The sequence below is a fragment of the Aegicerativicinus sediminis genome (genome assembly GCF_015476115.1).
GTDB lineage: Bacteria > Bacteroidota > Bacteroidia > Flavobacteriales > Flavobacteriaceae > Aegicerativicinus > Aegicerativicinus sediminis.
In genome coordinates, this window is record NZ_CP064295.1 from 3,969,855 (window position 1) to 3,994,506 (window position 24,652).

Annotated in this window: 21 protein-coding genes and 1 other RNA gene; 8 read left to right on the forward strand and 14 right to left on the reverse strand. The window is 35.9% G+C overall.

The window, feature by feature from the left end:
• Nucleotides 1–68: 68 nt before the first annotated feature.
• Entirely contained in the window at nt 69–2,519 is a 2,451-nt protein-coding gene (gene lon / locus ISU00_RS17060; RefSeq protein ID WP_228851881.1) for an endopeptidase La, read from the reverse strand.
• A gap of 228 nt (nt 2,520–2,747) precedes the next feature.
• On the opposite strand from lon, the gene ISU00_RS17065 reads away from it, so the two are divergent.
• The 4 genes from ISU00_RS17065 to ISU00_RS17080 are packed head-to-tail and all read left to right on the forward strand — an operon-like array spanning nt 2,748 to nt 5,670.
• Complete coding sequence (locus ISU00_RS17065; protein WP_228851882.1) at nt 2,748–3,308, forward strand: RNA polymerase sigma factor; 561 nt, start codon at nt 2,748–2,750, stop codon at nt 3,306–3,308.
• A 2-nt stretch (nt 3,309–3,310) separates the two neighbouring features.
• The gene (locus tag ISU00_RS17070) at nt 3,311–3,868 is read left to right on the forward strand and encodes a hypothetical protein (RefSeq protein WP_228851883.1); all 558 of its coding nucleotides are present in this window, start codon (nt 3,311–3,313) and stop codon (nt 3,866–3,868) included.
• Nucleotides 3,846–4,928, forward strand: coding sequence for a DUF4097 domain-containing protein (locus ISU00_RS17075; protein WP_228851884.1), 1,083 nt, complete (start codon nt 3,846–3,848; stop codon nt 4,926–4,928). Before ISU00_RS17070 ends, ISU00_RS17075 begins: the two co-directional genes overlap by 23 nt.
• Before the next feature lie 19 nt (nt 4,929–4,947).
• The gene (locus tag ISU00_RS17080) at nt 4,948–5,670 is read left to right on the forward strand and encodes a head GIN domain-containing protein (RefSeq protein ID WP_228851885.1); all 723 of its coding nucleotides are present in this window, start codon (nt 4,948–4,950) and stop codon (nt 5,668–5,670) included.
• Between the two features lie 58 nt (nt 5,671–5,728).
• On the opposite strand, the gene ISU00_RS17085 is transcribed toward ISU00_RS17080, so the two are convergent.
• From ISU00_RS17085 to ISU00_RS17110, 6 genes are all read right to left on the reverse strand, one after another.
• The gene (locus ISU00_RS17085) at nt 5,729–7,069 is read right to left on the reverse strand and encodes an MFS transporter (RefSeq protein WP_228851886.1); all 1,341 of its coding nucleotides are present in this window, start codon (nt 7,067–7,069) and stop codon (nt 5,729–5,731) included.
• Between the two features lie 69 nt (nt 7,070–7,138).
• The gene (locus ISU00_RS17090) at nt 7,139–7,954 is read right to left on the reverse strand and encodes a M48 family metallopeptidase (protein WP_228851887.1); all 816 of its coding nucleotides are present in this window, start codon (nt 7,952–7,954) and stop codon (nt 7,139–7,141) included.
• 68 nt (nt 7,955–8,022) lie between these two features.
• Nucleotides 8,023–10,428 carry a glycoside hydrolase family 31 protein gene (locus ISU00_RS17095; protein ID WP_228851888.1) on the reverse strand — a complete coding sequence of 802 codons (2,406 nt, stop codon included), beginning with the start codon at nt 10,426–10,428 and terminating at the stop codon, nt 8,023–8,025.
• 158 nt (nt 10,429–10,586) lie between these two features.
• Nucleotides 10,587–12,494 carry a 1,4-alpha-glucan branching protein GlgB gene (glgB, locus tag ISU00_RS17100; protein WP_228851889.1) on the reverse strand — a complete coding sequence of 636 codons (1,908 nt, stop codon included), beginning with the start codon at nt 12,492–12,494 and terminating at the stop codon, nt 10,587–10,589.
• Complete coding sequence (locus tag ISU00_RS17105) at nt 12,494–14,125, reverse strand: trehalose synthase (protein WP_228851890.1); 1,632 nt, start codon at nt 14,123–14,125, stop codon at nt 12,494–12,496. The genes glgB and ISU00_RS17105 overlap by 1 nt, the downstream gene beginning before the upstream one ends.
• A gap of 1 nt (nt 14,126) precedes the next feature.
• Nucleotides 14,127–16,064: an alpha-1,4-glucan--maltose-1-phosphate maltosyltransferase gene (locus ISU00_RS17110; RefSeq protein ID WP_228853756.1), complete on the reverse strand. Its 1,938-nt coding sequence runs from the start codon at nt 16,062–16,064 to the stop codon at nt 14,127–14,129.
• A gap of 127 nt (nt 16,065–16,191) precedes the next feature.
• Between ISU00_RS17110 and msrB the strand changes: the two genes are divergently transcribed.
• The 3 genes from msrB to lpdA all read left to right on the forward strand — a co-directional run bounded on the left by msrB (nt 16,192) and on the right by lpdA (nt 18,738).
• Complete coding sequence (gene msrB / locus ISU00_RS17115; RefSeq protein WP_228851891.1) at nt 16,192–16,665, forward strand: peptide-methionine (R)-S-oxide reductase MsrB; 474 nt, start codon at nt 16,192–16,194, stop codon at nt 16,663–16,665.
• Entirely contained in the window at nt 16,665–17,249 is a 585-nt protein-coding gene (locus ISU00_RS17120) for a DUF1572 family protein (protein ID WP_228851892.1), read from the forward strand. The genes msrB and ISU00_RS17120 overlap by 1 nt, the downstream gene beginning before the upstream one ends.
• 112 nt (nt 17,250–17,361) lie before the next feature.
• Nucleotides 17,362–18,738 carry a dihydrolipoyl dehydrogenase gene (lpdA, locus tag ISU00_RS17125; RefSeq protein ID WP_228851893.1) on the forward strand — a complete coding sequence of 459 codons (1,377 nt, stop codon included), beginning with the start codon at nt 17,362–17,364 and terminating at the stop codon, nt 18,736–18,738.
• 57 nt (nt 18,739–18,795) lie between these two features.
• Here the strand turns inward: lpdA and aroQ are convergent, their stop codons facing one another.
• The 5 genes from aroQ to ISU00_RS17150 form a co-directional block, all read right to left on the reverse strand.
• Nucleotides 18,796–19,218 carry a type II 3-dehydroquinate dehydratase gene (aroQ, locus tag ISU00_RS17130; protein ID WP_228851894.1) on the reverse strand — a complete coding sequence of 141 codons (423 nt, stop codon included), beginning with the start codon at nt 19,216–19,218 and terminating at the stop codon, nt 18,796–18,798.
• A gap of 24 nt (nt 19,219–19,242) precedes the next feature.
• Nucleotides 19,243–19,839: a porin family protein gene (locus ISU00_RS17135; RefSeq protein ID WP_228851895.1), complete on the reverse strand. Its 597-nt coding sequence runs from the start codon at nt 19,837–19,839 to the stop codon at nt 19,243–19,245.
• A 55-nt stretch (nt 19,840–19,894) separates the two neighbouring features.
• A complete protein-coding gene (locus tag ISU00_RS17140) occupies nt 19,895–20,377 on the reverse strand; it encodes an outer membrane beta-barrel protein (protein WP_228851896.1) in 483 nt (160 codons plus the stop codon).
• A 158-nt stretch (nt 20,378–20,535) separates the two neighbouring features.
• Nucleotides 20,536–21,111, reverse strand: coding sequence for a porin family protein (locus ISU00_RS17145; protein ID WP_228851897.1), 576 nt, complete (start codon nt 21,109–21,111; stop codon nt 20,536–20,538).
• Nucleotides 21,112–21,170: 59 nt separating this feature from the next.
• Entirely contained in the window at nt 21,171–21,761 is a 591-nt protein-coding gene (locus tag ISU00_RS17150) for a porin family protein (RefSeq protein WP_228851898.1), read from the reverse strand.
• Nucleotides 21,762–21,954: 193 nt separating this feature from the next.
• Here ISU00_RS17150 and xerD point away from each other — a divergent pair, with 193 nt between their 5' ends.
• Complete coding sequence (gene xerD, locus ISU00_RS17155) at nt 21,955–22,857, forward strand: site-specific tyrosine recombinase XerD (protein WP_228851899.1); 903 nt, start codon at nt 21,955–21,957, stop codon at nt 22,855–22,857.
• On the opposite strand, the gene rny is transcribed toward xerD, so the two are convergent.
• Both rny and ssrS read right to left on the reverse strand, forming a co-directional pair.
• Nucleotides 22,858–24,429, reverse strand: a complete 1,572-nt coding sequence (rny, locus tag ISU00_RS17160; RefSeq protein ID WP_394368540.1) for a ribonuclease Y — start codon at nt 24,427–24,429, stop codon at nt 22,858–22,860.
• A 55-nt stretch (nt 24,430–24,484) separates the two neighbouring features.
• Nucleotides 24,485–24,601: non-coding RNA, 6S RNA (ssrS, locus tag ISU00_RS17165), on the reverse strand.
• Nucleotides 24,602–24,652 lie beyond the last annotated feature (51 nt).

The following is a 24,652-nucleotide window of genomic DNA, read 5'->3' on the forward strand; positions in this document are numbered from 1 at the left end:
ATTTAAAACGGACTTGCAGAAAGTATATTTTAAAGTAAAATAAAACCCTCGAAAATCGAGGGTTTAAATTATAATTGTTTTGCGTTGTCTACCTTCTCATCTGTTAAGGCAATTTTGAGGACTTCACTCATATCACTAACATAATGAAAAGTCAGACCTTTTAAATATTCGGGTTTAATCTCATTAATATCCCTTCTATTTTCTTCACATAGCAAAATCTCTTTAATTCTAGCACGTTTGGCAGCCAATATTTTTTCCTTAATTCCACCAACCGGCAATACCTTACCTCTTAACGTTATCTCGCCAGTCATGGCCAAACTTTTCTTAACCTTTCTTTGGGTAAAAAGTGAAACCAATGAAGTTAACATGGTTACACCTGCACTAGGACCATCTTTTGGTGTTGCTCCCTCAGGTACATGGATGTGAACATTATACTTTTCAAAAATACTTGAATCTATGCCAAATTCCCCTGCATGACCCTTAATATACTCCAAAGCAATGGTGGCAGATTCTTTCATAACCTTACCTAGATTTCCTGTGATATTCAATGCTCCCTTTCCTTTGGAAAGAATCGATTCAATAAACAAGATATCGCCTCCTACCCTTGTCCATGCCAATCCTGTTACAACCCCCGCAACATTATTATTCTCGTATTTATCACGCTCTAACTTAGGTGCCCCCAATACCTCCTCAACATCCTTATCTGTAACTTTTACATTATACTCCTCCTCCATTGCAATATTCTTGGCTGCATATCTTACCATTTTGGCAATTTGCTTTTCTAAGTTTCTTACACCAGATTCTCGGGTATAACCTTCAACAATTTTTTCTAGCTGGGCTTTACCAATCTTAATATCTGATTTTTTTAGGCCATGCTCCTTAAGTTGCTTTGGCAGTAAATGTCGCTTAGCGATTTCAACCTTTTCCTCAATGGTATACCCTGTAACATTTATAATTTCCATCCTATCCAATAAAGCAGGCTGAATTGAATTTAAACTGTTGGAAGTTGCAATAAACATTACTTTGGAAAGATCATAACCCACCTCTAAAAAATTGTCATGAAATTCATAATTCTGTTCTGGATCCAAAACTTCAAGCATAGCTGAAGATGGATCTCCTTGGTGACTACTGCCTAATTTATCTATCTCATCCAACACAAATACCGGGTTAGAAGTACCTGCCTTACGCATATTTTGAATAATTCTTCCTGGCATGGCCCCAATATAAGTTTTACGATGACCGCGAATCTCTGCTTCATCTCTCATTCCACCCAAAGACATTCTCACATACTCACGACCTAGAGCTTCTGCAACAGATTTCCCCAAAGATGTTTTACCAACACCAGGGGGGCCATATAAACATAAAATTGGGGATTTCATGTCTTGCCTTAATTTAAGAACAGCCAAATATTCTATTATCCTACGCTTAACATCATCTAAACCATAATGGTCGCGATCTAGTATTTTCTTAGCCCGTTTTAAATCGAATTTATCTTTACTGTACTTTTCCCAAGGCAATTCAAGGAATAAATCCAAATAGTTACGTTGGATCGAATATTCAGCAACCTGTGGATTCATTCGCTGAAGCTTCGACAATTCTTTATCAAAATGCTCAGCAACTTTAGAGCTCCATTTTTTCTTTTTGGCCTTTAAACGCATTTCCTCAATTTCAGCGTCGTAAGATTCACCACCAAGTTCCTCTTGAATGGTTTTCATTTGTTGATGAAGGAAATATTCACGTTGTTGTTGGCTCATGTCATTTTGAACCTTCAATTGAATATCATTGCGCAGTTCTAGTTTTTGCAATTCAATATTCAAAAATCTCAAGGTCTCTAAGGCGCGACTTTTGAGATCGTTCATTTCTAGCAGCTTCTGCTTATCTTCTACTGCCAAATTCATATTAGACGACACAAAATTTACCAAGAAAGAGTTGCTCTCTATATTTTTGATAGCAAAACTAGCTTCTGTAGGGATATTTGGACTTTCCTTAATGATTCTTAAGGCCATATCCTTTATGGAATCTATAATCGCGAAAAATTCTTTTTCACCTGCATCTGGCTTTACCTCTCCAATGTCTTTAATTCTGGCACTGATATAGGGTTTTTCTGAGGTAAATTCCTCAATTTGGAAGCGTTTTTTACCTTGGATTATTATAGTGGTATTTCCATCAGGCATTTTCAATACTTTCAAAATCCTTGCAACGGTACCTGTTAAATAAAGGTCTGAAGCCTTAGGATCCTCAACCATTTCATCCTTTTGGGAAACTACACCTATTACCTTTCCAGATTTATTTGCGTCTTGAATCAATTTAATAGACTTGTCCCTGCCCGCCGTAATCGGAATAACCACACCGGGAAAAAGTACTGTATTCCTCAATGGCAATATGGGGAGCGATTCCGGTAGGTTTTCACTATTTATTTCTGCCTCATCCTCTGGCGTCATTAAAGGAATTAATTCTGAGTTTTCATCAAAGTCCTGTAATGACAAACTGTCAAGAGATAAAAATTTATGTTTATTCATAGAATATTTAGGTCATTCTGTCATTTAACACCCAGTTTAGCTAGAACATAATTTCAAATTGAAATAATATTCAATACTGACAATCAAACAATTAGAATTATTTTTAATTTTAATTTCCCTATATAAAGTCAATAGTTATGCCATTACACTATAAACTTTCCAAAAAATATTTCACACAAACTGTAACAAATCAATCTGTGCTTCATCTTTAGTATAAACATTAGTTTTTTGTTACTAACCAACCACCATACCATTGAACTGATACAACTTAGTATATCTGGTAACAGAAATGCTCAGGGTGAAATCTACAAACGCTACTACAAGGCCATGTACAACGTTTCTAGACGGATTGTAAATGACGAAATGGAAGCCGAGGATATTATGCAGGAATCATTTTTAAAAGCTTTTAGAAAACTGCATACTCTAAAAGACCAAAATACATTTGGAGCCTGGCTAAAGAGAATAGTCATTAACAACAGTGTTCAGTTTCTAAAGGATGCGAAAAAAGAAAATGTAAAATCTATTGAAAATGAGTTATACCGCCTTGAGGACGACAGTAACGATGGTATTTCAACAGATGAAACAAATTCTAAAGTGAAGTTTATTTTAAAACAAATAGATCAACTTAAAGAAAATTACAAATTGGCATTAACTCTTCATCTAATCGAAGGATATGATTACGATGAAATCTGTGAAATAATGGAAATTTCTTATGCCAATTGCCGAACCATGATCTCCAGGGCAAAAGAAAGCCTAAGGAATAAATTGCAACCAAGCTTAAATTCTTAATTATGAAAGAGCAAGATATAGAAGCATTATTTGAAGAATTACAAGGTCAGTTTGATATAGATGAACCCAGAGACGGTCATTTTGAAAGGTTTCAAAAGAAATTGGATTCCGAGAAAAAATCTGGAAAAATCATACAACTGAATACTTGGGTTACTTCAGCAATAGCTGTAGCAGCCACTTTATTGATTGCCTTTGGAATTTTCAAATTCAATGCAGTTAATGAGAAACCTGCTGGTTTAGCTTCTGTATCAACTGAGATGTCACAAACGCAGCAATATTTCGCAATGACGATTCAAAACGAATTGGCAAAAATTGAAGGCGAACGTTCTCCTGAGACACAACAGTTGGTTGATGATGCAATAAAGCGCATTACTACCCTGGAAGCCGATTATGAAAAACTAGAAGTTGATCTTCAAATAAGTGGTGGCGATAAACGAGTGATTGCCGCAATGATTCAAAATTTTCAAACAAGAATACAATTGCTCCAAGATGTAATGGATCAAATAAACCAAGTTAAAACTTATAAAGACATATCAAATGAAACGAACAGTACTATTTAAATCGTTATTCATTCTCTTCATTATTCCAGCTATAGCGCTAGGAACAAATGGAGAATGGAAAGGTAAGTATACCAAAGAAAAGACTATTAAAAAAGAGTTTTCGGTGAACAAAGATGCCCTTTTGAAAGTGGACAATTCTTATGGGAACATAACAATTGTAACTTACAATGGAAGCACAACATCTATTGAAGTTGTTATAAAAGTTAATGGAAACAACGAGGATAAGGTGATGGATAAATTAAATGACATAGATGTACAATTCGATGCCTCCTCGAGCATTGTATCTGCTAAAACAGTATTTGGAAAGGAGAAAAGTTGGTGGAATAGCGGGAAAAACAATGTAAGTATGGAAATTAATTACCGCATTTCCTTACCCATAACCAACAGTGTAGACCTAAACAATGATTATGGATCAATAGACCTTGAACGACTTGAAGGTAGGGCAGTAATAAACTGCGATTATGGAAAAATCACCACAAAGGAACTTATGGCTGAGAGCAATGTATTGAAGTTTGACTACACCAGTAGTTCCTATTTTGGCTACATTAACAGCGCTAAAATCAATGCTGACTACAGCAGTTATACCATTGCAAAAGCTAAGAATCTAGAAATTTCAGCAGACTATACAAAGTCTGAAATTGAGAATGCTGAGAATGTAACTTATAATTGCGACTATGGGTCATTGAAGATTGACAATGTAAATAATCTTATGGGAAATGGAGATTATTTAACTACGCGTATTGGCAATGTATATGGAAATGTTCAAATTAAAGCGGACTATGGCTCTATTGATATAGGGAAATTAGCCAAGGATGCCGGAAATGTTTCAATTGATTCCGATTATATAGGTATCGATATAGGATACGATGCGGGATTTAGTTTCAGTTTCGACGTTAATTTAAGCTACGCCAATTTAAAAGGTGATACGGACTTCGATTTCAACAAGAAAAGTGTGGAGTCTAGTTCAAAAAAATATACTGGAACTTATGGATCTAAAAATTCTGGCAATCTCATTTCAATTAAATCTAATTATGGAAGCGTGAACTTTCAGAAAAAATAATTCAATAATCTAATTAATCATGAAACGAACAATCACTTTATTAGCAATTACTTTATTATCGGTTAGTTATTCATTTGCCCAATGGAATAAAAAAATCAAAGGAAATGGAAATGTTACAACCGTAACTCGCACAACCTCAGATTACGATGGTATTAAATGTGCCGGATCTTTTGATTATGTCCTGGTAAAAGGAAAAGAAGGTAAAATAACCCTTGAAGGCGAAAGCAACTTATTGGAATACATAGTTACCGAAGTAAAAAACAATAAACTTGTTGTGAAAGTCGAAAATAATGTAAATTTGAGGACGTCATCCAATAAGGAAATCCGAATCACAATTCCATTTGAGGATATAGATGAGGTTTCAATGGCTGGGTCAGGGGATCTAACTTCTAAAGATGTTATTACTAGTAACAATTTAAAAGTTGCCATGGCGGGATCGGGTAAAGTAAACCTTGATGTAAAAGCCAATACGGTTAAAGGTTCTATGGCGGGTTCTGGAAACTTAACCCTAAGTGGATCAACAAATAGTCTTGAAGCCGACATTGCAGGCTCAGGAGACTTTAACGGTTTTGGATTGGATGCAAATGAAACGGATGTTTCCGTTGCAGGTTCTGGTGATGCTGAAGTGGTTAGCAACAAAAGTTTAAAAGCTAGGGTTGCAGGATCAGGAGATATTAGATATAAAGGTAATCCTGAAAAAGAAGACACTAAAGTAGCAGGGTCTGGTAAAATTTCAAACTAACTCAATTAATTCTATACATTTATGTAGGAAGCAGCTGATGGAAACATCAGCTGTTTTTTTATGCTGTATTAATCCTATTCCTAGGCACTCTCAAAAGAAGAACGATACCAGTAAAAAAGAAAATAAAAAGGAAAAGGATTGAATTCCTCATGGATCCTGTAATTTGGTCAATTAGTCCATAAATAACCATTCCGATTACAATCCCTATCTTTTCGGTAACATCGAAAAAACTAAAGTAAGATGTGGTGTCCTGAGTTTCGGGAAGAAATTTTGAATAGGTAGACCGCGATAATGCCTGAATTCCACCCATAACTAATCCTACACTTCCGGCAGTAATATAAAATTGAAATGGTGTTGTAATGAAATAGCCATAAAAACATAAACACATCCATACAAAATTAATCACCAAAAGGGTTTGTATGTTTCCAAATCTTTTTGAAGCCCTAGAAGTTAGCACTGCACCTAATATGGCCAATACTTGAATGACAAGTATGCTAACAATTAACCCCATTCGTTTGTCTAAATCTGAACCCCAATCTATTTCTTGCTCACCAAAATAGGTAGCAACCAACATAATGGTTTGCACGGCCATACTGTACACAAAAAATGCATAGAGATAACGTTTTAACCGCAAATTTGATGTTAAACCATTCCACACCTTATTTAATTCTTTAAAACCATTTAGAAAGACTTCTCGCTTGGCTTTATTTCCTTTTGGATATCCCTTGGGTAAAACCCTGAATGTATATTGGCTAAATAAAATCCACCAAATACCCACAGTAATAAAAGAAACTCTCATTGCGGAAATTGATGCAGCGTCTCTAGTAGCTTCCGTTGTACCAATATCAAAACCAAAAAAATCAGGATACATCACCATCCCTAGATTCACCAACAATAAAATGACACTCCCAATATAACCCATTGAAAATCCTTTCGCACTGACGCGGTCTTGTTGTTCTGGATAAGCGATGTCTGGCAAGTAAGAATTATAAAAAACCAAACTACCCCAATAACCAATCAATCCGAAAAAATAAAAAAGCAGACTTAAATAGATACGGTCTAGACTAAACCAATATAATCCTATACAACCAAAACCTCCGAGATAGCAGAAAAACTTCATAAAGGCCTTTTTATTTCCTATATAATCAGCTATACCAGAAAGCAAAGGTGAAATAACGGAAACAACCAAAAATGTGAAGGCGGTTACAAATGAAATTAAAGCAGTATTTTTTACCTCGGTTCCAAAAATAGAAACCATATAATGCCCCTTTAAAAATAGGGAGCCATAAAAAATTGGAAATATAGTTGATGCAATTGTAAGGGTATAAACTGAATTTGCCCAATCATAAAATGCCCAAGCATTAAGAAGTTTTTTGTTCCCCTTTACAAAATTTTGCATAAAAAAAGCTGCTATTAAATAGCAGCTTCTAAATTAGTAAATATCTTTTACTTTAATATGGCGGCGTTCTTATTTAAAAGAAGTGACACCAAATTTGGCGGCCTCAGCTTTTGCAGCTGGAGCCATCTTTCTAATATTTGCAATTCTTGAATCTGTTGCAGGGTGTGTACTAAGAAATTCTGGCGGCTCTTGTCCTCCACTATTTGCCTTCATTCTCAACCAAAGATTAGCCGCCTCATCTGGGTTATAACCAGCAATTGCCATTAAGTATAAACCAATTTGATCAGCTTCAGTTTCATGTCCCCTACTAAAAGGTAACATCACTCCAACCGTTGTACCAATACCATAGGCCTGATTAAAGGCGTTTAAGGTTCTGGGATCATCGATTATTACATTACCAGCCACAGCACCAATTTGTTGTAACATGCCTGCACTCATTCGCTGTTGTCCATGATTTGCTAATGCGTGGGCAACCTCATGCCCCATTACAGCTGCTATTCCGGCTTCAGTTTGTGCAACTGGTAGAAGACCTGTATAAACAACAATTTTACCACCTGGCATACACCAAGCATTTACTTGGTCATCCTGTACTAAATTATAATCCCATTGGTAACCTTCAAGATATCCTTGGTAACCATTTGCATTTAGGTATTTTTCGGCAGCTATTGCAATTCGTTGTCCAACCCGCTTAACCATATCCGCTTCAGCAGTACCCTTAACTACTTTATTCTCACTTAAAAATTGATTGTATTGCTGGAACGACATAGGGAAAATTTGACTATTGGATACCAAAGCCAAGGTCTGTTTCCCAGTAAATGGATTGGTTTTACACGCAATAAAAAGCAATGCTGCTGCAAAACTCAATATTAGTCCTAGTTTTTTCATCATCATTAAATTTAAATTCAACTTAAAATTAACTTTTAAGACTCCCGGGTATTAACTCTATCCGAACTTTATTTTCCTATAATGTGAAGCTCAGTAAAATTCTTATCAACCACCATGGTGCTTCCACCATTAATTTTTAGTTGTGAAGGTTCTACATCCACATTATCGAGTTGAATTGTTCCAATCTTGAACGGCAACCCATGAAATCTTAATTTAAATGTCTCATAGGTAGTAGTAAACTTGCCTTCCTTGTGTTGCTGAATGATCAATTCATTTTTTCTACCAATAAGCCTGAAAGTTCTCAAACTGTACCTGCCCTTGGTATAATCGTAACCATCATTTACGTCATCATATAGAGTTGAAATTTCTCTACCTTCCATGAAGTAAATTTCCAAGGTTACTTCCTTGATCTCCTTTTCCCCAACATACTGTTGTACAGGGTATTTAGGAATGATAGAACCCTCTTTCACAAAAATTGGCATACTATCAATATCAGCGTCCACCCACATCTCTCTACCACCTGATACGATCTCATTATTCCAATAATTGTACCAATTACCTCGAGGCACGTATAATCGCCGACCCCGAGCGTTAGGTTCTAGGATTGGGCAGATTAAAAATTTATCCCCATAGATAAATTCATCTGTCCTATAATGCGTATGAACATCCTCTTGGTCGTATAAAACCAAGGATTGAATTAATGGGGTTCCATTACTTACATATTTCCAAAATGCAGTATATAAATAAGGTAATAACTTATAGCGAAGTTCAATGAACTTACGCACAATTTTAACAACGTCTTCATCAAACGACCAAGGTTCTTGGTCTCCGTGATCACCCGAAGAATGTGTTCTGCAAAAGGGATGGAATACTCCTAATTGAATCCAACGGGTATAAAGTTCTCCGTTAGGTTGCTCCGCAAATCCTCCAATATCACTCCCAGCAAAGGAATAACCAGACATAGCTAGGCGTTGAACTTGTAAATTTGCAACCCATAGATGTTCCCAGGTGGCAACATTGTCTCCAGTCCATGTAGATGTATAACGCTGAGTTCCTGAATATGCTGCACGTGTAATGACAAATGGTCTTTTCGGATAAGAGAATTTCTTTAATCCATGATAAGTGGCTCGTGCCATCTGCATACCATAAACATTATGGGCCTTGCGGTGACTGCATGGATTTCCATCATAATCATGCCGCACATCATCAGGGAAGGTCTTATTAGGAACTTCCATTACGGCAGGTTCATTCATATCGTTCCATACGCCGCGAACTCCAATATCTTCAATCAATTCTTTGAAGAGGTCTCCCCACCAATCCCTTACCTCAGGATTTGTAAAATCTGGGAAATAACATTCCCCTGGCCAAACCTTTCCCTTCATGTATGGACCATCAGCCCTTTTACAGAAATAGTCATTTTTCAGCGCCTCATTATATACCCAATAATCTTTATCTATTTTAATTCCTGGATCTATAATAGCGACCGTCTTAAAACCATTCTGTTCTAATTCTTTAACCATCCTCTTTGGATCAGGAAAATAGTCTTTGTTCCAAGTGAAACAGCGAAAACCGTCCATATAATCGATATCTAAATACAGGGCATCACATGGTATTTTAAGTTTTCTGAATTTTTTGGCGATCTCTTTAACCTTGCTTTCTGGATAATAACTCCATTTGCATTGGTGGTATCCTAATGCCCAAAGTGGGGGTAATTGGTGAGGCTTTCCAGTAAGATCGGTATAACTTTCAACTACGTCGTTCATTTTGGGTCCATAAATGAAATAATAGTTCATTTCACCTCCTTGAGCCCAAAAACTAGTCACGTTTCGTCGCTCATTCGAAAAGTCAAAAAAGGTTTTAAATGAATTGTCAAAAAAAATACCGTAGGCCATCCCGTCATATAATCCCGTGTAGAATGGTATAGCTTTATATAGGGGATCTGTATCTTTATTATAGGCATAAGAATCGGTTACCCAATTCTCATACCTCTTACTTTTCATATTAAGATAGTTTGGCTTATCACCTAATCCAAAATAGGATTCACCTTCGTGGGAGACCTTACTCATTTTTACTATGTTACCACCAAATTCGTAGCTCTCCTCCCAATGGAAACCTAACTCGTCTTGATTAATTAAGGCATCGGTTTCTGCGTCGAATAATCGAATACGAAGATTGGTTTTTGAAACTTCACATTTGAGTCTTGTTGTAATAATTAAAAATGAATCATCTCTTTCTTCAATCTTTAATTTATTATAACCCGTACTGGCATATTTGGTTATGGCATAGGAAAAATCATTATCGAAACTACCAGTTGTGGTGTAACGAAATCGGAGAACAGAATCTCTTACAATGGTAATTTCAAGAATTATGTCTTGGGAATCTGTAAAATATAATTTGTTTACTTGTTTTTTAAAAGAGACTAAATTGCTAGGAAATAAATTTCCTTTGTATTCGAGTTCGGTATTAGTAATCATAGTTTGTCCTTATGGAAGCGCAAAAAAACAGTAAAGAATTCATTATAAAAATTTTCCAACTTAAAGTTTTCAACGATAACGTTTTCGATATCAATTTTAACTGTTATTATAACACTTAAATTGAAAGTTGGTGAACAAAAAGACTGTAGAAAATAATTCTAAGAATATTTTAAGGCAACCATTCCCAAAGGCGGGAGTTTAATTTCAACCGAATAATCTTTCCAATGCCAAGGCTCGTCTGTAACTTTCAGAGCCTTATTGTGAAATTCTCCTGTACCATTATAAGATTTATGATCGCTATTGAATACTTCCTTCAATTTACCTTTTCTAGGCAGACCTAGACGATAATTTTCTCTTGGAACAGGCGTCATATTGAGAACAATTATTAAATCGTCCTCCTGGTTATGACCCTTTCTAATATATGGGAAGGTTGAGTTTTCATAATCCCCATAATCAATCCATTCGAAACCTTCAGAGGAAAATTGTTTTTCAAATAGAGCAGGTTCTTTTTTATAAAGCTTATTTAAATCCCTAATGAGATTTTGAATTCCTTTATGCCCATCATATTCCAAAAGATGCCAATCGATGCTAGTCTGAAAATTCCATTCTTCACCTTGACCAATTTCAGCACCTTGAAATAATAATTTGGTTCCAGGATGAGTAAACATATAAGAATATAGCAATCTTAAATTTGCGAAACGCTGCCATTCGTCTCCTGGCATACGACCCAAAATTGAACGTTTTCCATAAACCACCTCATCATGTGATAATGGAAGCATGAAATTCTCGGTAAAAGCATATGTCATGCTAAAGGTAAGGTCATTGTGGTGGTGCTTTCTATAGATTGGTTCTTTTGAAAAATATTGAAGGGTATCATGCATCCAACCCATCATCCATTTCATACCAAAACCAATTCCGCCTAAAAATGTTGGTCTCGAAATCATTGGAAATGCCGTAGATTCTTCAGCAATTGTTTGAACATCTGGATAATTTTGATACACCGCCTCGTTCATTTCTTTTAAAAAATCTATTGCTTCAAGATTTTCTCTTCCACCATACATATTTGGCTCCCATTCACCATCATTTCTAGAATAATCCAAGAAAAGCATAGAAGCAACAGCATCTACCCTTAAACCATCCACATGGTATTGATCTAACCAAAAAAGCGCATTGCTTATTAAAAAGGACTTAACCTCATTTCTTCCATAATTGAATATCAAACTTTTCCAATCAGGATGGTAACCCTTTCGCCGATCGGGATGTTCATATAAATGAGAACCGTCAAAAAATCCTAAACCATGTGCATCTTCTGGAAAATGCGAAGGCACCCAATCTACAATAATTCCTATATCAGCTTGATGCAACTTGTCAACAAGCAATTTAAACTCATCAGGGTAACCGAATCGAGAGGTTGGTGAAAAGTACCCTGTAATTTGATATCCCCAAGAAGGATCGTATGGGTATTCCATTATAGGCATAAATTCTACATGTGTAAAATTCATGTCCTTAACATAAGCGACCAATTCGTCCGCTAATTCAGCATAAGACAAAAACCTACCTTCTTCTACCTGTTTCTTCCAAGAACCTAAATGAACTTCATATACCGAAAATGGACTATCCAATGCATTTTTTGTCGCCCGTTTACTCATCCATTTTTTATCCTTCCATTTGTAGTTATCATCCCATACTTCTGAAGCCGTTTTGGGCGGATGTTCAGATCTTCTAGCATACGGATCCGCCTTTTCTGTCTTAACATCGTTAATATGGCTTTGGATTTTATATTTATAAATATTGCCTTTGCCAACCTCAGGAATAAATCCTTCCCAAATACCGCTTCCATCCCAACGGACAAATAATTTATGGTCTCCTTCTAGCCAAAAATTGAAATCTCCAATTACGGAAACCATTTTAGCACTCGGAGCCCAAACCGCGAAGTAAGTCCCCTCTACCCCATTAAGTGTCATGGGGTGTGATCCAAACTTCTCATACAAACGGTAATGCTTGCCTGATTTAAACAAGCTTATATCGAAATCAGTAAATAAACTATGTAAAATTACTTCTGCCATCAATCTAGATTAATTATGTTAGAAATGCCTTTTAAAGGGATTACGGCCCATTGCGGTCGAGAATTTAATTCGTAGCCCAATTCATAGACAGCTTTTTCTAGTAAACAATATTTAAGAATAAAAATACGCTCTTGGTTATAGCCAATATTTATGTTGTTAGCCTGAATTTTATCAACATAGGAAGCCAGAAAAACACCAATAAAATAGCGATACAACAACTCGCCAGCCTCAAATAATTCTTCTTGTGTGCCTTTATATTCCTTTCCATTATTGAAGATAGTTGCATAAATGGCATAATGAAAGGATCTAAAAAGACCTGCCACATCTTTCAATGGTGGCTGTTTAACTTTTCTGTCTCTAATGGTGCTTTCGGGTTCACCTTCAAAATCTAAAATATAAAAGTCGTCATCCTTAACTAAAATCTGTCCAAGGTGATAATCGCCATGTACGCGCAACCGCTCACCCTTCAACTTAGTCCAATCAAAAGCTATAAAACGTTTTCTAATTATATTTTTCTTGTCTAAAAATTCTCTTGCCAATTCCAAAGCCAAACCGTCTAGTTTATGGATATTGTTTTCAACTGTATTTAACCGGTTTTGAAATTGGTAAAGAAGACGATTTTTCAACCATACCTCATAATCTCCATTAAATCGTGTAGGCGTAAATGCTGTTTCTTCAAATTCTGAACCTAGAGCAACGTGCATTTCGGCGGTGCGTTTTGCCATAGTTTGTACCTTCAAAAAAACATTCAATCCAGCCCAATCAATTATTTCCGGAGGAACGGTATGTATCTCCAACCTTTCAAACAGTGGAGTATTCGGAAGATTTTTAATAATAATTTTTTTGTACTCCAGATTCATAAATATCTTATGCAGTTCCTTCAGCAGATAATCCCAAGCATCCCCTTCATTAGCAATCATTTCTTGCATCAAGGCAATGGTAATATTTACGTCGTCTGAATCTATAATGTTGATGCTCCCCAAATAACCTGGTGTATTCTTAAATTCTTTTTTTTCCGATAAAAATCTACTCATTTCGTAATCTGGATTTTTATCTGCATAAATTCGCCTAAAGAACTTCAATACATAAGCATCATTGTAGATAATGGATGTATTACTTTGTTCAAGTCCCATAAATCTTGAAGACTTATATTCTGTGGCATTTAAAAGGGAACTTTTATGGTACTGCACCTTGGTTTTGTCTCTTGGCAAAGCACTTAAAATCCTTTCAAAAACTAATTTCCGGAAGGCTTCTAAATTTATAGCATCGATAATAAAACCTTCAACTCCATTAATATTTATGGGAAGAATACGATCTTCTGAAGCATAATTTTCGTCTGAAACAAATGCAATAGGCAAAAAGTAATGATGGAAAAAGGCTTCGACAAAATTTACTTCCAAAATTAGTCCATAGTAAACTTCACCATGTTGTTGAATCTTAAAATACTCGGCTAGTTCAATGTATTTTAATTTGCTAGCCTTACCTCCATACCACCTTCTTTTTAATATGTAGTCTTCGAGAACATCGGACAAGAACACTTTTACAAATTTCTTATCTTTCAATAAATCTTCCCATTTGCCCACAAACCGAAAAGAGTTGCTTAATATATTATCAGCTTCGTTTTTGGCCATCTTATTTATTTAATAAGAATATATGAAAAGGAAGTGTAGGATGCAACTCTACATAATTCCATTCGTTATGCCAGTTATAACTACTACCCGTCAACAAATCGTTCAATTGAACTCTATGTCCAGGATTAATTCCTAAAGACTGTATTGGTAGTCTAACATTGCCTTTTTGGGTATAATAATGATCCATGCTAATTATTATTAACATCTCATTATCCTTATGGTCAGACCATTTATAAAAAGCCAATAATTGATCATTATCGGTATCGCAAAACTCTATATTATTCGTTTGCTGAAGTGCTTTTTGCTGGTGCCTAACAGCATTTATTTTAGTTATTATTCTTGAAAGTTTGGTTTCTTTATACCAGTCGTAATGGGTAATTTGATATTTTTCTGAATTATGGTATTCCTCCCTTCCCGGAAGGGCATCGCTAATCATTTGTTCAAAAACAGGACCATAAATACCAATATTAGAACTCAAAGTCGCAGCCAACGCATACCTCTGTATGAACTTAGATTCATTGGCCCCCTGAAGATGATAAGGATTGATATCAGGGGTATTTGGCCAAAAATTTGGCCTCATATAATCTTTCTGATCTGTTTTAGTCAGCTCGGTTAAATACTCAATAAATTCATGCTTAGAGTCTCTCCAAGTGAAGTAAGTGTAGGATTGTGTAAAGCCTTGTTTGGCCAATTGTTGCATTACCTTTGGCTTTGTAAACGCTTCCGCTAAAAACAACACATCAGGATAATCTTTTTTAATTTCAGAAATCACCCAGTTCCAAAAATGGAAGGGTTTTGTATGCGGATTATCAACCCTAAAAATATTAATTCCGAGCTTTATCCAATAAACAAGAGTATCTAAGCATTCTTGCCAAAGATTTTTATAATCGCTGCCTTCCCAATAAATTGGTAAAATATCTTGATACTTTTTTGGCGGGTTTTCTGCATATTGAACTGTTCCATCAGGTCGCCATTTAAACCACTTTGGATGCTCTTTAACCCATGGATGGTCTGGAGCCGCCTGTAAGGCAAAGTCCATTGCAATTTCAATACCGTGCTCAGCAGCGCGATTGATTAACCCTTTAAAATCATCCAATGATCCCAAGTCTGGATGTATAGCTTTATGCCCGCCGTGCTGGGACCCTATACCCCAAGGCGAACCAACGTCGCCCTCAGCTGCATTAGTTGTATTATTCTTACCTTTTCGGTTTACCTCTCCAATTGGATGTATGGGAGGAAAATACAAGGTATCAAAACCCATTTCCGAAACACGAGGCAAAATTCTTTCACAATCTTTGAAAGTACCATGTTGGCCTGGATGCTCAGCAGCAGATCTAGGAAAAAATTCATACCAGGTACTGAATCTGGCCTTATAACGATCTACATACACATGTAGTTCGGAAGAAGTAGCAAGTAATTCTTTTACTGGGTATTTATAGAAAATATCGTTTAATGTCTTACTCTTGGCAAAATTTACACCTTCATCATAGCGATTAGAATATGTAAAAGTATTTAAGCATTCATTTAAAAATGCCTTTTCCTCATTATCAACATCCTCTATAAATCTTTTAATATATTCAGCACCTTCCAATAATTCTGAATTTACATGCTGGCCATCCTCAATTTTACGCTCAATACCGTATTGCCAATTCAATCCGTGATCGACCCAGCCTTCAACCATATAGGAATAAAACCCTTGTTTTTCTACCATAAAATGCCCATTCCACTCATCATTTCCAAGATAAGTCATACGAGCTTCATGAAAATTGGTTTCCGATTCGTGTTTATATAATATGGAGGCTCCTATTAAATCGTGGCCATCGACCAAGATATTGGCATCCACATTGACAATTTCACCCACGACCCGTTTTATATAAAATTTTCCGCAATTTATTTGTGGGCTAACTTTATCTATTACAACCCGCTGTTGGTTCTGCATAGTTAATTTTAAAAAATGAAGTTTATAAATGTAAGAATTAAAAGACATTCCTTGAAATTTAGTGCCTTCATAAATTTCACTGTAAGTAAGTTTTTCTAAATTCGACCTTAAACCTTAAATTGTAATTATGAAATATATAATCACTTTAACTCTTGTCGTTTCTATGTTCAGTTGCAAGGGTAATGCACAAAAAAAAGAAGAAACTTTTAAGGTTAGTAAAACCGAACAAGAATGGAGAGCTGCGTTAACAGCTGAAGAATTTTATGTATTGAGGGATAAAGGCACAGAACCGGCTTTTTCAAGTGAGTTTAATAATAACCATGCAAAGGGAACGTACGTTTGTGCGGCCTGCCAAACTCCTCTTTTTAAAAGCGAACATAAATACGATTCTGGAAGTGGTTGGCCAAGCTTTGATCGCGAAATCAAGGGTAATGTAGCATTTTCAACTGATTATGACTTGGGTTACGGCAGAACCGAAGAGCATTGCGCCATATGTGGTGGTCACCTTGGACATGTTTTTGATGATGGGCCTAGGGAAACTACTGGGAAAAGGCATTGTATTAATGGAGTTGCTTTAGATTTTATCCCTGCTAAAAATTAATGGAACAGAATTTTCTAGAAAGCACCTTAAAACTTTTTGAATACTATAAATCTCTGGGCGATAAAACCTTCGAGCAGCTCAATGATGATGAATTGCTATTTTCCCCAAATAATTACTCTAATAATATTGCCATAATAGTAAGGCATTTGTCAGGGAACATGAAATCTCGTTGGACAAATTTCTTGGCTGAAGACGGCGAAAAAGTATGGCGGGAGCGAGAAAAAGAATTCTCGGACCCATTTGCTTGCAAAGAGGATATTTTGAGAGACTGGGAAAATGGTTGGAAATGTCTATTTGATGCATTGCATCAACTCACTTCAGAAGACATCAACAAAACGATATTTATCAGAAATCAGGGCCATACTGTAATGGATGCTATTTTAAGGCAATTAGCCCATTATAGCAGTCATGTTGGGCAAATTGTCTATCTAGGCACAATAATTAAAGGCGATAAATGGAAGTCACTTTCCATACCAAAAGGTGGCTCGAATGCTTTTAACGAGGCACATTTTTCCAAACCTAAAGAGACAAAACATTTTACCGAAGATTTTATTGAAGTTAAAAAGGCAAACGATATAGAGTAAATGCATGGCTATTGGCAACTAATCGTTAAGTTCCAATATATAAAAAGAAGCTTTCTAATACGATCAATGTTTCGTAAATTGCGGGCTCTAAAATTCAACTAAAAATAAATTCATGAGCAAATTTGATGTGATCGTTTTGGGAAGTGGCCCTGGCGGATATGTGACTGCCATCAGGGCATCGCAATTAGGATTTAAAACCGCAATTGTTGAAAAGGAAAGCTTAGGTGGGGTTTGTCTAAATTGGGGATGTATCCCTACAAAAGCCCTATTGAAATCTGCCCAAGTTTTTGACTATTTAAATCACGCTTCAGATTACGGATTAAAGGCAGGCGATATCGATAAGGATTTTTCTGCTGTTGTTCAGAGAAGTAGAAACGTTGCTGATGGAATGAGTAAAGGCGTTCAATTTCTCATGAAGAAAAATAAAATTGAGGTTATAAACGGATACGGCAAGCTAAAACCTGGCAAAAAAGTTGAAGTTGACGGCACAGAATATTCTGCAGATCATGTTATAATTGCCACTGGTGCTAGATCTCGTGAATTACCAAGTCTTCCCCAAGATGGAAAAAAGGTAATTGGTTATAGGGAAGCTATGAGTTTGCCTGAACAACCAAAGAAAATGATTGTTGTTGGTAGCGGTGCTATTGGGGTCGAATTTGCCTATTTCTACAATTCAATGGGTACAGAGGTAACCGTTGTGGAATATTTAGACAACATCGTACCGTTAGAGGATGAAGAAGTTTCTAAACAACTAGAACGTAGTTTTAAAAAGGCTGGTATAAAAATCATGACCTCATCCGAGGTTACCAATGTAGATACTTCTGGTGATGGAGTAGTAGCAACAATAAAAACAAAAAAGGGAGAGGAAAAGCTAGAAGCCGACATTGTTCTTTCTGCAGTTGGTATAAAAACAAATATTGAAAATATAGGACTTGAAGATGTTGGTATAGCAACAGACCGCGATAAAATTTTGGTTAATAAATATTACCAAACTAATATTCCTGGATACTATGCCATTGGCGATGTTACTCCAGGGCAAGCCTTGGCTCACGTCGCTTCTGCTGAAGGTATTTTATGTGTTGAAAAAATAAAAGGCATGCATGTTGAACCAATCGATTATGGCAATATCCCAGGCTGTACTTATTGTACACCAGAAGTTGCCAGTGTAGGTTTGACTGAAAAACAAGCCAAGGAAAAGGGCTATGATATAAAAGTTGGTAAGTTTCCTTTTTCTGCCTCAGGGAAAGCGAGTGCCGCTGGAAATAAAGACGGGTTTGTGAAAGTTATTTTCGATGCCAAATATGGGGAATGGCTAGGATGCCACATGATAGGTGCCGGAGTTACCGATATGATTGCTGAAGCTGTTTTAGGCAGAAAATTAGAAACTACTGGCCATGAGGTTTTAAAAGCGGTTCACCCTCACCCTACTATGAGTGAGGCGGTAATGGAAGCCGTGGCAGATGCTTATGATGAGGTTATTCACCTATAAAAAACTTTTCTTTTAAGGAATTAGAAGCACAGTTGACAAACTGTGCTTTTTTTATGTTTAGGTGGTCAAGAAACTTTGTATTGCCAACTCATAACTTTGTAGTCCAAATCCAAGAATAACACCCTTAGCATTGGCAGAAATGTAACTGTAATGTCTAAACTCCTCCCTCCCAAATGTATTTGAAATATGGACCTCCACCACAGGTGTTTCAATTGCTTTAACCGCATCTCCAATACCTACAGAAGTGTGCGTATAAGCCCCAGCATTTAAAATAATACCATCAAAGGAAAAGCCAGTTTCTTGTAATTTATCAATGATTTCCCCTTCAATATTAGATTGAAAATAATCAATTTCACAATCAGAAAATTTTTCCCTTAACCTAGCCAAAAATTCTGAAAAGGATAAATTGCCATAAATGGCAGGCTCTCGTGTGCCTAATAAATTTAGATTAGGGCCATTGATTATGATAAGTTTTTTCATAAAATCAAAGATAAACGAATGCCGTTAAAAACGATAACCTACTCCTACATTAAGAATATTTCCTTTTATCGAAATATCTAAATCTCCTGTGTAAACATCATTTAATTGAAACGTGTAACGGCTTTCAATGAATATTCGTTCATTAATATCATAACCTAATCCTAAGGCAGCGGATATACCTAACCGTGTAAAATCGTCCTCGGAAATATCAAATCCAAAATCGTCCGCAAAACCCAACACATCATCAATGGGATATTCTTTCACACTATAATCAATCTGTGGGCCTGCCTGAATATTTAAACCCTGTATAATTTTATATTTGAATACAAGCGGGAGCATTAACACTGCATAATCTTTATAGGCAGCATAAAGAGCTTCTGGCTGAAACGCTACTTTTTCTGAAAGTTGAAATTGAACTGCGGCGCCTACATATAACCCATCGCGGTCCTTTTCAATTTCATTACCTTCAAACTTAACTTTTCCTTTAACGTATAGATAGCCTGCAGTGGGAGCGACAGTAATTTGCCCAAAGGTGAAAAACCCAAATAGCAGCATGGGAATTAGTAACAATCGTTTCATGGTTGGTGATTCAATAGTATTGATGGTTGATTGGTTAGACATTAAATATACATAAAGCGGATTAATTCCAATTTAAAAATGGTCTTTCTATTTAAGACTACAAATAAAATTCTAGACCTATGGATAATGCGTTAAAATGTACTGAGTTTGTAACAAGCCCTTGGTAAGATAAAACAAGGTCTAAATTTTCATTAAAAGCATATTGTACCCTTGGGGCATAGAAAAACCCTCCATCATTTTCCTTTGGCATAATACCAACACCAAATCCTATATCTGTCCCAACAATGAAGTCATCGCTAATATTAAATTGTGCAGTACCTCCAATTGGTATAAAAGAAAAATCATCTACGGTCTCTTCACTGGATTTTGCTATAAAATGAGAATAACCAGTTGCTATTCCAAAATGGATCTCTTCAGTTACATGGAAAAGATAATCTATATCGGCGGAAAGATTAACCATGTAATGATCTGATGCATCTCCCATTGGCAGTCCCGCGTTAAGGGCTAATTTAAATCCTTCTTGAGAAAAGGCATTATGAAGTCCGAAAATGACTATTAATAAGAAAAATAGCTTTTTCATTGAGTTAAGATTTGGGCTAATTATAACCCAAAGAAAAGCAAATTATTGCAATTCATCCTAATTTTTTGCATTTCTTCGATGAAATGTTCGCTGTAGAACAAAAAAAGGGAGGCAATGCCTCCCTCGCTATTAACCAACTTCTCTATCGAAAAGCTTTTCTAGAACATATAACCTACAGAAAGTTGAATGACATTATTATGCTGTTTAAAATCCTCTTCATATTCATTATCATCCCAAACATTAGATAAGCCTATATTATATCTTCCACTTACAAATAGATTCTCCAAGATTTTATAGCTCAAACCAACTCCAAGGCCAAATTCAAAACTTTTGGTTAAATCATCCAAATCCAATTCTTCACCACCTCCAGTAATTTTTGAATTGATCAATATGCCAAATTGCGGACCAGCCTCTATACTTAAAGCCTCAGTAGCATAATATTTGGCCATTACTGGAACATTTAAATAATCTAAATTTAGCTCACCGTCACCACCATCTTCTTTAGCACCTTGGGCAGAATAAATAAGCTCAGGTTGTAAGGAAAATTGCTCGTTTAACATTATTTCCATTAAACCACCTACATGAAAAGAAGTTAAAGTTTTCATGTCACCTGTTTCATCACCTCCTATGGAGGAAAAATTCAAACCACCCTTCACGCCAAAATGCAGTTCTTGGGCTTCAACACCTAAATTTAAACAAAGCATCAAAGCAGTTAGCAAATAAATTTTTCTCATAATTAAAAGATTTAGATTAATTGTAAATTGTTTTTAAAATTTATTCAAACCAAATAATATCAGAACATATAACCAATCGATAATTGAATAACATTATTTTGATTTGAACCTTCGGATTCAAAATCTCCGCTGTCATTGTTTATATTAGATAATCCGAGATTATAGCGGCCACTAACAAAAAGGTTCGGCATAATTTTATAGGATAACCCCACAGCTAAACCAAAATCAAAATCATTGAAAAGATCATATTCATCTAAATCAACTTCGACTCCATCGGTTTTTGCTTTTGTGGAAACCAGAAAGCCTATTTGAGGACCGGCCTCAACGCTAAATTTTTCAGAAAAATTGTACTTGGCCATGATAGGAACATTAATATAATCCATTTTAATATCAACATCCAATCCATCTTCCTCACCCGAAGTACCTTGGGCAGAATACAAAACCTCTGGTTGTATGGCAAAGACTTCACTAAACCTTACTTCCATTAGAGCCCCCAAATGAAAGGCTGTTCGCATTTTTAAATCCTCAGTATCGTCACCGCCTACTGTAGCAAAATTTAATCCTCCCTTAATACCAAAATGTAATTCCTGCGCTTTTGCACCAATACTCATACTGAGAATTAATACAGTTAATAAACAAATTTTTTTCATGATTTAATTGTTAGATTGATAATGTGAAGCTATTCATTATGCTAACCACTTAATCCTTAATATAATTTAGTTTATTAACAATTTAATTAACACTTAAATTTATTTATCTGAATTTCAAATATTTAAAATATTAGTTATTAACAAATTAAAAGATCCTGAAAAATGCTATGTAGATAATATTAATATTGTTTTTATGAATTGGTCCCTTGCCATTACAGACTTCAAGCACTTTTTGAAAATAGAACGCGGCCTATCCGAGAACTCTATTATCAACTATGAAATGGACGTTATTAAATTTCAGGATTTTCTGAAATCTAAAGACAGTCAAATAAACCCGCTAACAGTTCGCACAGAAGATGTAAACGCTTTTATCTATTCTATCGGTAAAGATTTAAATGCTAGATCTCAATCGAGAATTATTTCAGGCTTAAAAAGTTTTTTCAATTATTTAGTCTTTGAAAATTACCGAATAGATAACCCGACAGAACTAATTGAGACACCTAAGATTGGAAGAAAACTACCCGACACCTTAAGTGTTGAAGAAATAGACAGACTAATTGCAGCTATAGATTTAAGTAAATCGGAAGGGGAACGAAATAGGGCAATTTTGGAAACCTTATATGGATGTGGTTTACGAGTAAGCGAATTGGTGAATCTTAAGATATCTGACCTGTATTTTGAAGAAGATTTTATAAAAGTAACCGGTAAAGGAAATAAGGATCGACTAATTCCAGTAGCTGGGATTACTCAGAAATATATAAATATCTACAAAAACGAAGTGCGCCCACACTTGAGTATCGATCCTAAATTTAAGGATATATTGTTTTTAAATAGAAGAGGAAAACAATTAACTAGGGCGATGATTTTTACAATCATCAAGCAGTTGGCAAAAGAAATTAATCTCAATAAATCCATCTCACCCCATACCTTTAGGCATTCGTTCGCTACCCATTTATTAGAAGGAGGAGCAGATTTAAGGGCCATTCAAATGATGTTAGGCCACGAGAGTATTACAACTACAGAAGTGTATATGCACGTGGACAGAAGTCATTTAAAAGCGGTTTTAAATGACTTCCATCCGCGTAAGCACCTTTAATTATTTTGCGATATTAACCGCCCTAGTCTCACGTATAACAGTAACTTTAACCTGTCCAGGATAGGTCATATCTGTTTGAATTTTTTGTGAAATTTCAAATGATAAGTTGGCCGCTTGGTCATCAGAAACTTTTTCGCTTTCAACCATTACACGCAACTCCCTACCAGCTTGGATGGCGTAGGCCTTGTTAACTCCACTAAAGCCGAATGCTACATCTTCAAGATCTTTCAATCTTTGAATATAAGAATCTAAAACCTGTCTCCTAGCGCCTGGTCGAGCACCAGAAATAGCATCACATACTTGAACTATTGGTGAAAGCAAGGTGGTCATTTCAATCTCATCGTGGTGAGCTCCAATTGCATTACAAACCTCAGATTTTTCTCCATACTTTTCAGCCCACTGCATACCTAAAATAGCATGAGGGGTTTCCATATCCGCTTCAGAATCAGGTACTTTACCAATATCGTGCAGTAGTCCGGCGCGTTTTGCCAGTTTAGGATTTAAACCTAATTCCGCTGCCATAACGCCACAAAGTTTGGCAACTTCCCTACTATGTTGCAAAAGGTTTTGGCCATATGAAGAACGGTACTTCATCCTACCTACTAGCTTTATTAATTCAGGGTGTAGCCCATGAATACCAAGATCTATAACCGTTCTTTTACCAACTTCGATAATTTCCTGTTCTATTTGCTTGGTAGTCTTTTTAACTATTTCTTCAATCCTTGCAGGATGTATACGTCCATCCGTAACTAATTTATGCAAAGACAAACGTGCAATTTCTCTTCTAACTGAATCAAAACAGCTTAAAATAATGGCTTCAGGAGTATCATCTACAATAATTTCAACTCCAGTTGCAGACTCAATGGCTCGTATATTTCTACCTTCCCGACCTATTATTCGGCCTTTAACGTCATCAGATTCTATGTTAAAAACAGAAACGCAATTATCAATTGCTTCTTCGGTACCGATACGTTGAATGGTATTAATTATAACTTTCTTAGCGTCTTGCTGAGCGGTAAGTTTTGCCTCTTCAAGGGTTTCTTGGATGTAGGACATGGCATCAGCTTTTGCTTCTTGTTTAAGAGATTCAATCAGTTGAGACTTTGCCTCCTCTGCAGATAAACCAGAGATTACCTCTAATTGCCTAATTTGGCTTTTATGCGCCTTCTCAATTTCATCCTTCTTTTTCTCAATAAGATCTAGACGAAAATCGTAGTCCTTGATTTTAGCATCAAGTTCTTGATTGGCCTTTTTTGATTTTGCAAGCTCGTTAGATACCTGCGATTCTTTATCCCTTGTCCGTTTTTCAGCTTCTGCCATCTTTTTGTCCCTGGCCAGGATCACCTTCTCATGTTCCGCTTTAAGTTCTATGAACTTTTCCTTTGCTTGAAGGATTTTATCTTTTTTGATGGACTCCCCTTCTGTCTGTGCAGACTTAATAATTGAGCTAGCCTCATTTTTGGCATCGCTTAATATTTTTGAAGCACTTTGCTTCTCAAGTATTTTTGCGATTACAAATCCCAACACTAGACCAACCACCACGCCACCAACAATTATCAAAATTGTATTCATTTCCATGTTTAGTTAGTTTAAATAAAAAAGCCTGCATCAGCTATGGATTTTGTATAAACTCCTTAAAAACAGGTTTAGGGCTAACAAACTGATCAAAAATCTGCTCGACGCGAACGAAGGCAGCACGATTTTACAGTCTAAACTCACCCTTTTTAAAGAATTCTTGTTGAGTTTATCAAAAAATGTTGCTAATGCAGGCAGTGACTAAATGTCTATTTTAAAG